Origin of the sequence: Trebonia sp. (assembly GCF_049794275.1) — a bacterium.
In the GTDB taxonomy this organism is placed as follows: domain Bacteria; phylum Actinomycetota; class Actinomycetes; order Streptosporangiales; family Streptosporangiaceae; genus Trebonia.
In genome coordinates this window covers 1-9,215 of the sequence record NZ_JBARCR010000431.1, presented here as the reverse complement: position 1 = coordinate 9,215, position 9,215 = coordinate 1, and the positions used below count along the sequence as shown (strand labels likewise).

Genomic DNA, 9,215 nt, shown 5'->3' with positions numbered 1-9,215 from the left:
TCCGGCGGCCCGTCCGGCGGCACCGCGGCAGCGGTCCGCCGCCCCTGCGGCGCCGAAGGTCGCCCGTAAGCCGTGGAGCCAGCGGCAGCAGCGGCTCGCGCTGCTGTACAACGAGCAGGGCCTGCGGCCCGACGAGATCGCCGAGAAGATCGGCCTCAGCAGGTACCTGGTGACCCAGATCATCCTCAACGCCCGGACTCGCGGCAAGCTCTGACCCGCGGCAAGCTCTGAGCCGGGCTCCCGCATCCGCCGGGCGGGTGCCAGGATGGGAGCCATGGACACTATGCAGCTGGAGAAGATCCGAGATGGCCGCGGCTTCTTCGCCGCCTTGGACCAGAGCGGCGGGAGCACGCCGAAGGCCCTCGAGGAGTACGGCATCAGCCGGGACCGGTACAGCACGGAGGACGAGATGTTCGACCTCGTCCACGAGATGCGGACCCGCGTGTTCACCAGCCCGGCGTTCGACGGCAACCGCATTCTCGCGTCGATCTTGTTCCTGCAGACCATGGAGCGGAACATCGGCGGCGTGCCCACGGCCCGCTACCTGTGGACAGAGAAGAACGTGGTCCCGATCCTGAAGGTCGACCTGGGGCTCGCCGCCGAACAGGACGACGTGCAGCTCATGAAGCCCATCAGCACGCTCGATGACCAGCTTGAGCTCGCGCGGCGGCACGGCATCTTCGGCACCAAGATGCGGTCGGTGATCAAGGACGCCAACGCGGCCGGGATCGCGGCGATCGTGGATCAGCAGTTCGAGTACGCCAACCGGATCAGGGCGGCCGGTTTCGTGCCGATCATGGAGCCAGAGGTCAGCATCTCGAGCCCGCACAAGGCGCAGGCAGAGACGATGCTGCGGGACACCGTCGCCAAGCACCTCGAGGCGCTGCCAGGCGATGCCATCGTCATGCTGAAGATCACCATCCCGACCCAGCCAGGCCTGTACGGCGAGTTGGCCGCCGACCCGCGCATGCTGCGGATCGTCGCCCTGTCGGGCGGCTACGACAGGGACGAGGCCTGCGCCCTGCTCGCGAAGGACCCCACGCTGATCGCCAGCTTCTCCCGCGCGCTGCTCGAAGGGCTGACGGCGAGCCAGACCGACGCGGAGTTCAACGCGACGCTGGAGTCGTCGATCGAGCAGATCTACCAGGCGTCGGTGCACAAGCAGCCGGCCGGGACCTAGCCGGCAGGGCCTAGCCGGACGCCCCGGCCTCCGGCATCCATACCCGCATCGGGCCGCCGTCCCTGTTGTCCCACTGGAAGTAGGGCACGCCGACCGCGGTGACGTCCCCGGTCGATCCGTCGGGCGTGTCGCCCGGCCCCAGGGCGCGGGCGGGGACGCGGACCTGGATTGTCTCGCCCACGCCGTCGAGCATGACAGGGACCTCGGCCAGCACCCCGCCGGGCGCCAGCAGCAGGTCGTCCACGCGGGTCCCGGCGGGCTGGTCCGCCTGCTCGAAGCAGTACACCAGCGGGCCCCGCTCGACCGCCACGCAGCCGCGGACCGCGTCGACGCGCCGGTCAGGGCGACGCACCCGCGGCGTCATGTCCAGCTCCACGGTCACCCGGTCGCCGGGCCGCCACGCCCGGCGGAGCAGGAGGTAGCCGCCCGCAGGCGGCACAGGACGTTCTGGATCATCGTTGAGCCGGAACCCCGTGACCTCGCTCCACGCCGGGATGCGGACGGCCAGCCCTCGCTCCCCGGCGGCGGCGGTGAGCACCGTGACCTCCACCCGCCCGGACCAGGGGTAGCCGGTGACCACCTCGACGTCCAGGCCGGCGCCGGCCACCCGCGAGCCCGTGAGCAGGTGCAGGTACAGCGTGTCGGCCCCCACTGTGTCGGCTCCCGCTGCGGCGGTCCCCGTGCTGGCGATGTAGTGGTCGAGCGAGGCGATGAGGCGCATGATGTTCGGCGGGCAGCACGAGCAGCTGAACCATTCGCGCCGCCTGCCGGGGTCGTCCTGCTCGAAGTGGTCCTCGCGGCGCTGCAGCGGGTTCACGTAGAAGAACCGCCGTCCGTCAGCCGAGACCCCCGAGCCGAAGCCGTTGTAGAGCACCCGCTCCATGTGGTCGGCGTACCTGGTGTCGCCGGTCGCCAGCAGCAGGCGCCAGCTCCAGTGGAAGCTCGCGATCGCGGCGCACGTCTCGTTGTACGCCCGGTCCGGCGGCAGCTCGAACCGGTCGCCGAAGCCCTCGTCGGAGTGGCGCGACCCGTTGCCGCCGGTCAGGTAGGTCTTCGCGGCGACCATGTCGGCCCAGCGGTCGGCGGAGGACTTCAGCAGCGCCGTGTCGCCGGTCTCGGCGGCGACGTCGACCACCCCCGCCTCCAGGTACAGCGCGCGCACCACGTGCCCGACCTCGGTCACCGACTGCCGGACCGGTACGTCGTCTTGCAGGTAGCGCCGGCCCAGGCCTGAGTCGCCGGCCAGGCCGGCCCCCCGCTGGTCGACGAACTGCCTGGCGAGCGCGAGGTAGTCGTCGCTGGCCGTCTCCCGGTAGAGCTCGACGAGCGCGGTCTCGATGATGGGATGCCCGTCGAGGCCCCGCGCCTGGCCGAGGAACTCGCGGACCAGGTGGTCGGCCAGCCGTGTCGCCACGTCGAGGAGCCGCGAGTCGCCGGCGCCGCGGCGGAGCGCGACCGCGGCCTGGATGAGGTGCCCTGCGCAGTACATCTCGTGGCTGGACGCCAGCCGGGAGTACTTCGGCTCGCCGGTGACCTGGAAGTACGAATCCAGGTAGCCGTCGGGGAGCTGCGCCTGCGCGAGCAGGCTGGTGGTCCGCGCGGCGAAGGAGGCGAGCTCGGGGCGGTCCCCGTGGGCGAGCTCCCAGCCGATGGCCTCCAGGGTCTTGTAGATGTCGGTGTCCATGAACACCGGCCCGCGATAGCGGACGGTGGCTCCGGTGGGTCCAGCGGCACCGTCGGCACCGTCGGCGGGCAATCCTGCCTGGATGGCGAGCCGTACGTTGTCCAGGTTCCCAGCGGCCTCGAGCTGGCGCAGCGCGAGGGGCAGGCTCTCGGCCAGGTTGCGCCGCTGCCAGTCGTGCAGCAGGCCACCGGTCAGCCGGGCGCCGCAGCCGGGCAACGGCCGGTGCGCCCAGATCGCCGTGGCGGACAATCCGACGGGGCCGGCGGGCGCGGCATCCGACTGGATCACGATGCACCTCCGGCAACGTGAGGAAAAGCTTTTCCGGAAACTAAACGAGGAGGCTAACACGGCGCGGCTACGGGCGCCAGACGGCTAGCCTGCCGGGGTGCCCTGGCCCGGCGTCCCGGACGGCACGGCGGCCTGTCCCATGGCGCGCGCCCGGCTCGACTCGCGGATGACGAGGCTGCACGGCAGCTTCTCCACGCCCGGCGTGAACTGGCCCTCGATGGCCGCGAGCAGCCGCGCGGCCGCGGCGTGCCCGAGTTCGCGCAGGTTCATGTCCACCGTGGTCAGCGGCGGACGGCAGGCGGTGGCGATGATCTCCCAGTTGTCGAAGCCGACGAGGGCGATTTCGTCGGGCACCCGGCGGCCCGCCTCGCGCAGCGCGTCCGCGACGCCGCGCGAGATCTGGTCGTTGCCGCAGAAGACGCCGTCGATGTCGGGCGCGGCGCGCAGCAGCATGTCGGCCGCCTGGCGGCCCCATTCCTCGGACCATTCGCCGTACAGGACGCTGCCGCCCGCCAGCGTCAGGCCGGCGGCGGCCAGCGTCTTCTCGGCGCCCTCCGCCCGCAGCTGCGAGGCCACGAACCGGGTCGGCCCGGTGACGTGCCCGATTTTCGTGCGGCCCGAGCTGAGCAGGTGCCTGGTCGCGAGCTCGCCGCCCTGCAGGTCGTCGGGGACCAGCGACAAGTCGGCCGGGCTCGTGGACTGGGTCATCGCGTACACCACCGGGACCGAGACCCCGGCGCCGATCGGTTCGCGCGGGTCCTGCCGGCGGCCCGTCACGATGATGCCGTCCACCCGGCGCTCCAGCAGGATGCGCAGGTAGTGCTGCTCGCGGATCCGGTCGTCGCGGCTGTCGCACAGCAGCACGGAGACGCTGCCTGGGCCGAGCGCGTCCTCGGCGCCCTGCAGGATGGGGATGCTGAACCGGCCGAAGCTGTCGGTGGTGATCAGGCCCACGGTGCAGCTGCGGCCGGTGAGCAGGCCTCTGGCGAGCGCGTTCGGCTGGTAGCCGAGACGCTCGGCGGCCTCCTGGACCCGGCGGACCGTCTCAGGGCTGATGCTGCCCCTGCCGTTCAGCGCCTTGGAAACCGTCCCCGGTGATACTCCGGCCAGCCTCGCCACGTCCATGACCGTCACCGGGCGAGGGCCGGCAGTGTTCGCGATGGCTCCTCCCTCACCCCTCAGCCCTCAGCGCGGCAAGCCGTGAAACACGTTTGCCCGCGTGGCTTGCCTGCAGCGTTTCGCAGCGGCACCAGCGCCGTTGCTCTGAACAAGCTTATCACCAGTTCCGTTGACTGAGCGAGCGTCAACTGGTTAGGCTCCGAAGGAAGGAAAAGGTTTGCTTTATGACGGCAACCTGAGGAGAGAACCGCATGGGTGCCTTCAGCGAGGACGGCGCAGCGCTCGTCTGGCGTGGCGGGCACGAGACCGTGCGGATCGAGCCCTGGGGCCCGGACAGCGTCCGGGTGCGCGGCACGCTCTGGCCGTCCGTCAGCGACGACCTCCCCGGTGCGCTGCTCGCGGCGCCGCCACCTTCCGGCGCGCGGACCGAACTCGCCGCGGACGTCGCCTGGCTGGTCAACGGCCAGATTACCGTCGAGATCACCGCGGAAGGCAGGATCAGGTTCACCCGCACCGCGGACGGCGCCGTGCTGCTCGCGGAGGTGGTGCCGCACTTCACCGGACCGCCGCAGCGGCGGTACGCGCCCACCGGGGACGGCACCGGCCTGCACCGCATCGAGGTGCTGTTCGCCGCGCGCGACGGCGAGCGGTGCTACGGTCTCGGCCAGCATCAGCACGGAAGGCTTGACCAGAAGGGCGCCGTGGTCGAGCTGATCCAGCTCAACACCGAGGTCAGCATCCCCTTCCTGCTGTCCAGCGCCGGCTACGGATTCCTGTGGAACAACCCGGCCATCGGCCGGGTCGAACTCGGCACCACCGCCACCCGCTGGGTGTCCGAGGCGTCCCGCCAGTGGGACTACTGGGTGACGGCCGCGCCGGTGCCCGCGGACATCGTTCGCAGGTACACGGCGGTCACCGGGCGGGCGCCCATGCTGCCGGAATGGGCGGCGGGGTTCTGGCAGTGCAAGCTCAGGTACCGGACCCAGGACGAGCTGCTCGACGTGGCACGCGAGTACAAGCGGCGCGGACTGCCCCTGTCGGTGATCGTCGTCGACTACTTCCACTGGACCAGGCAGGGCGACTGGCGGTTCGACCCCGAGGAATGGCCTGACCCTGCCGGCATGGTCGCCGAACTGGACCGGCTCGGCGTGAAGCTGATGGTGTCGGTCTGGCCGACGGTCAACCCGGCGAGCGACAACTACGCCGAGATGAACGACCTGGGCCTGCTCGTCGCGAACGAGCGCGGCCTCAGCGTGCAGCTGGCGATCTGGGACCGGGGCGCGGGGAACCACCGGACGATGGTCAGCTTCTACGACGCCACGAATCCCGAAGCGCGGGAGTACATCTGGGCGCGGGTCAAAGACGGGTACTACAAGCACGGCGTGCGGGTCTGGTGGCTCGACGCGTGCGAGCCGGAGCTGGTGCCAGAGCAGCCAGGCAATCTGCGCTATTACCTTGGTGCCGGGCTTGAGACCGGTAACATCTACCCGATGCTCAACGCGAAGGCGTTCTACGACGGGATGCGCGCAGAGGGCGAGGACGAGGTGGTCTCGCTCTGCCGGTCTGCCTGGGCGGGCAGCCAGCGGTACGGCGCGGCGGTCTGGTCGGGCGACATCGACTCGACTTTCGAGGACCTGCGGCGGCAGATTCCCGCCGGGCTCAACATCGGCATCTCGGGCATCCCGTGGTGGACGACGGACATCGGCGGGTTCAAGGGCGGCGACATCAGGTCGCCTGAGTTCCGCGAGCTCATCGTCCGGTGGTTCCAGTTCGGCGTGTTCACGCCGCTGTGCCGGCTGCACGGCATGCGGCTGCCCGGCAGCATGTCCGGCGCCGGGCAGACCGGGGCGCCCAACGAGGTCTGGTCGTTCGGCGAGGAGGCGTACGGAATCATCCGGCAGTGGCTCGGCCTGCGGGAGCGCCTGCGGCCCTACCTGATGGCGACGATGCGCCAGGCGCACACCGAGGGCCTGCCGCCGATGCGCCCGCTGTTCCTTACCTTCCCCGCCGACGAGCCCTGCTGGGACATCGCGGACCAGTTCCTGCTCGGCGACGACCTGCTCGTCGCGCCGGTGGTGACGGCGGGCGCGACGCAGCGCACGGTGTACCTCCCGGACGGGACGCGCTGGCTGGATGCCTGGACGGGGGAGGCGCACCGCGGCGGCCAGTGGCTGTCCGCGCCGGCGCCGCTCGACCGGATCCCGGTCTACGTGCGGGATGGCGGGGCCATCGAGCCGTTCGCCAGCCCGCCCGGGATGGGAGGCGCCTTGTGAGCCTGATGACGGGATCCAGGAAGCGGACAGCGCAGCGGACCGCGGGACCGGTTGTCGCGCCGCGGCACTGGTCGCGGCTGCGCCGGGCGGTGAAGTGGGCGTTCCTCGTCCCGGCCGGCGCTTACGTGGTGTTCGCGTTCGCCATCCCGATCATCTACAACATCGTGCTGTCCTTCGAGCAGACCTCGCCGGCGACGATTTCGCATCTGACGGCGCCGTTCGCCGGGTTGTCCAACTACACGACCACGCTCAAGGACCCGATCGCGGACAGCGCGATCATCCGGACGTTCAGCTTCACCGTGCTGTCGCTGCTCTTCCAGTTCCTCATCGGGTTCTCGCTGGCGCTGCTGTTCAACCTGCGGTTCCCGCTGCGCCGGTTCGCCAGGTCGCTGATCCTCGTCCCTTGGCTGCTGCCGCTGCTGGTGACCGGGACCATCTTCAGGTTCCTGTTCCAGCTGCAGGGCGGCGCGGTCAACCAGATCCTGATCGACCTGCACCTGATTCACGAGCCGGTCGGCTACCTGCTCTCGCCGGGCTGGGCGTACGTGACCGTGCTGCTCACGAACATCTGGATCGGCGTCCCGTTCTTCACGGTGCTGCTCTACAGCGCCTTGCAAGACGTCCCTGCCGAACTCCTCGAGGCCGCGCGGATCGACGGGGCAGGGCCGTGGCAACGGCTCACCCGGGTCACGCTGCCGATCATCCGGCCGGTGATCGAGGTCGTGTTCGTGCTGGGCTTCGTGTTCACGGTGAAGGTGTTCGACGTGGTGATCGGCCTGACCCAGGGCGGGCCCGCGAACTCGACCCAGCTCATCGCCACCTGGGCCTACAACCTGACCTTCCAGAACTTCGACTTCGGGGCCGGCGCGGCGCTGAACACCGTGCTGCTGCTGATCGCGTTGGTCGCCGCGCCGCTGTACATCTGGCTGAACCGCGAGACGCTACATGGAGAGTCGCTATGAGGCCGAAAACCCGGCGGCGGCTGGGCTCCGTGGCGGCGAGCATCGCCGCGCTCGTCGCGCTGGCATTCCTGCTGTTCCCGCTCTACGCGGTGGTCGTGGCCTCGTTCGAGACGAACTCGCAGCTGTTCGGCGCGTCGACGTACAGCTTCTTCCCGTCCGTCTGGACGCTGTCCAACTACACGACCGTGCTGTCGCAGCAGGGCGGGCACGTGGTGAGCTCGCTGATCATCGGGCTCGGCACCACCGTGCTGACGCTGGCGGTCGCGGTGCCCGCGGCGCACGCGCTCGCCAGGTACCGGTTCCGGGTGACCGCGCTGCTCGTCGGGTCGCTGCTGATCGCGCAGATCCTGCCGTCGATCGTCATCGCGAACTCGCTGTTCCTCGTGTACCACCGGCTGGGCCTGCTGAACAGCTACCTGGGACTGATCATCGCGGACGCGAGCTACGCGGTGCCGTTCAGCATCCTGGTGTTGCGCGCGTTCATGCTCGGGCTGCCAGGCGACGTGATCGCCGCCGCCCGGGTGGACGGCGCGACCGAGATGCAGGCGTTCTACCGCATCGTGCTGCCGATGAGCCGGTCGGCGATCATCACGGTCGCGCTCTTCGCGTTCCTGAACGGCTGGGGGGACTTCATCTTCGCCCTGACGCTGCTGAACGGCAACACGTTCCAGCCGGTCACGCTCTCCATCTACACCTATCTCGGCGAGTTCTCCCAGAACTGGGGAGAGGCGATGGCGCTCGCGGTGTTCGCGGTGCTGCCCGCCGCCATGCTGCTCATCGCCGCACAACGATACATCGCGGCCGGCCTCACGGTCGGCTCGGTCAAAGGGTAAGAACAGTCCGTTTCTGAGGAGAATAATCATGCGCGCGATAAGAAGACTGGGGTGGCGCGCCCTCGCCGCCGCCAGCGTTTCCCTGCTGGCGGTAGGCACGGCCGCCGCGTGCTCGTCTAGCCCGTCCAGTTCGTCGGGCTCGTCGGGTTCAGCCGCCAGCAGTGGCAAGGTAACGATCACCGAGTTCGACTACTACACCGGTCCCACCGGCGCCGACGCCGCGATGAACTGGTACAACTCTCAGTTCATGAAGGCGCACCCGAACGTCACCGTCCAGCGGACCTCGGTGCCTTACGCGAACCTGATCACCAAGATCCTCCAGGACGCGACCGCCGGTGACATGCCCAACCTCCTGATCATCGACAACCCCAACGTTCCCGAGGTCGCCGCGACCGGCCAGCTCGTGGCGTTCAACGGCCTGTCCGGGTTCACCACGAGCGGCTATACCGCCGGCGCCATCGGCGAGTGCACCTACCAGGGCAAGCAGTACTGCTACCCGATCGGCACCAACACCATCGGGCTCTACTACAACAAGGCCATGCTCGCCGCCGCGCACCTGTCCCCGCCCACGACGTGGGCGCAGCTCCAAGCCGACGCGAAGACGCTCACCACCTCCGCGCACTACGGGTTCGCCTTTGACGCGACCAGCGACGAACAGTCCACCTGGCAGCTCGAGCCGTTCTTCTGGTCTAACGGCGCGTCGCTCACCAAGGTGGACAGCCCGCAGTTCCAGCAGGCGCTCCAGCTCTGGGTCAACATGGTCAAGGACGGATCGGCGTCCAAGTCCGTGCTCACCTGGGGCCAGGACCCCGACCTCACCCAGCAGTTCCTGCACGGCAAGGCCGCCATGATGATAAACGGCCCGTGGATCTTCCC

General features: G+C 69.6%; 8 protein-coding genes. 6 read left to right on the top strand and 2 right to left on the bottom strand.

From position 1 onward, the window contains the following. A partial coding sequence (locus WA805_RS11795; RefSeq protein WP_425242363.1) for a hypothetical protein occupies positions 1–214 on the top strand: 214 nt, incomplete at its 5' end. A gap of 60 nt (positions 215–274) precedes the next feature. Continuing rightward, complete coding sequence (locus WA805_RS11790; protein ID WP_425242362.1) at positions 275–1,180, top strand: fructose bisphosphate aldolase; 906 nt, start codon at positions 275–277, stop codon at positions 1,178–1,180. A gap of 10 nt (positions 1,181–1,190) precedes the next feature. Here the strand turns inward: WA805_RS11790 and WA805_RS11785 are convergent, their stop codons facing one another. Together WA805_RS11785 and WA805_RS11780 are read right to left on the bottom strand one after the other, a co-directional pair. Continuing rightward, positions 1,191–3,152, bottom strand: a complete 1,962-nt coding sequence (locus tag WA805_RS11785) for a glycoside hydrolase family 127 protein (RefSeq protein ID WP_425242361.1) — start codon at positions 3,150–3,152, stop codon at positions 1,191–1,193. A gap of 84 nt (positions 3,153–3,236) precedes the next feature. Beyond that, a complete protein-coding gene (locus WA805_RS11780) occupies positions 3,237–4,277 on the bottom strand; it encodes a LacI family DNA-binding transcriptional regulator (protein WP_425242360.1) in 1,041 nt (346 codons plus the stop codon). A gap of 245 nt (positions 4,278–4,522) precedes the next feature. On the opposite strand from WA805_RS11780, the gene WA805_RS11775 reads away from it, so the two are divergent. The 4 genes from WA805_RS11775 to WA805_RS11760 all read left to right on the top strand — a co-directional run. Continuing rightward, entirely contained in the window at positions 4,523–6,544 is a 2,022-nt protein-coding gene (locus tag WA805_RS11775; protein WP_425242359.1) for a TIM-barrel domain-containing protein, read from the top strand. Positions 6,545–6,549: 5 nt separating this feature from the next. Beyond that, the gene (locus WA805_RS11770) at positions 6,550–7,506 is read left to right on the top strand and encodes a carbohydrate ABC transporter permease (RefSeq protein ID WP_422339723.1); all 957 of its coding nucleotides are present in this window, start codon (positions 6,550–6,552) and stop codon (positions 7,504–7,506) included. Further along, entirely contained in the window at positions 7,503–8,339 is an 837-nt protein-coding gene (locus WA805_RS11765) for a carbohydrate ABC transporter permease (RefSeq protein WP_425242358.1), read from the top strand. Before WA805_RS11770 ends, WA805_RS11765 begins: the two co-directional genes overlap by 4 nt. A gap of 28 nt (positions 8,340–8,367) precedes the next feature. Then, a partial coding sequence (locus tag WA805_RS11760) for an ABC transporter substrate-binding protein (RefSeq protein WP_425242357.1) occupies positions 8,368–9,215 on the top strand: 848 nt, incomplete at its 3' end.

Bases quoted from the DNA above. Each gene is read 5' to 3' on its own strand.
- WA805_RS11775 (WP_425242359.1), top strand. From the start codon at position 4,523: ATGGGTGCCTTCAGCGAGGACGGCGCAGCGCTCGTCTGGCGTGGCGGG.
- WA805_RS11790 (WP_425242362.1), top strand. From the start codon at position 275: ATGGACACTATGCAGCTGGAGAAGATCCGAGATGGCCGCGGCTTCTTC.
- WA805_RS11770 (WP_422339723.1), top strand. From the start codon at position 6,550: ATGACGGGATCCAGGAAGCGGACAGCGCAGCGGACCGCGGGACCGGTT.
- WA805_RS11765 (WP_425242358.1), top strand. From the start codon at position 7,503: ATGAGGCCGAAAACCCGGCGGCGGCTGGGCTCCGTGGCGGCGAGCATC.
- WA805_RS11780 (WP_425242360.1), bottom strand. From the start codon at position 4,277: ATGGACGTGGCGAGGCTGGCCGGAGTATCACCGGGGACGGTTTCCAAG.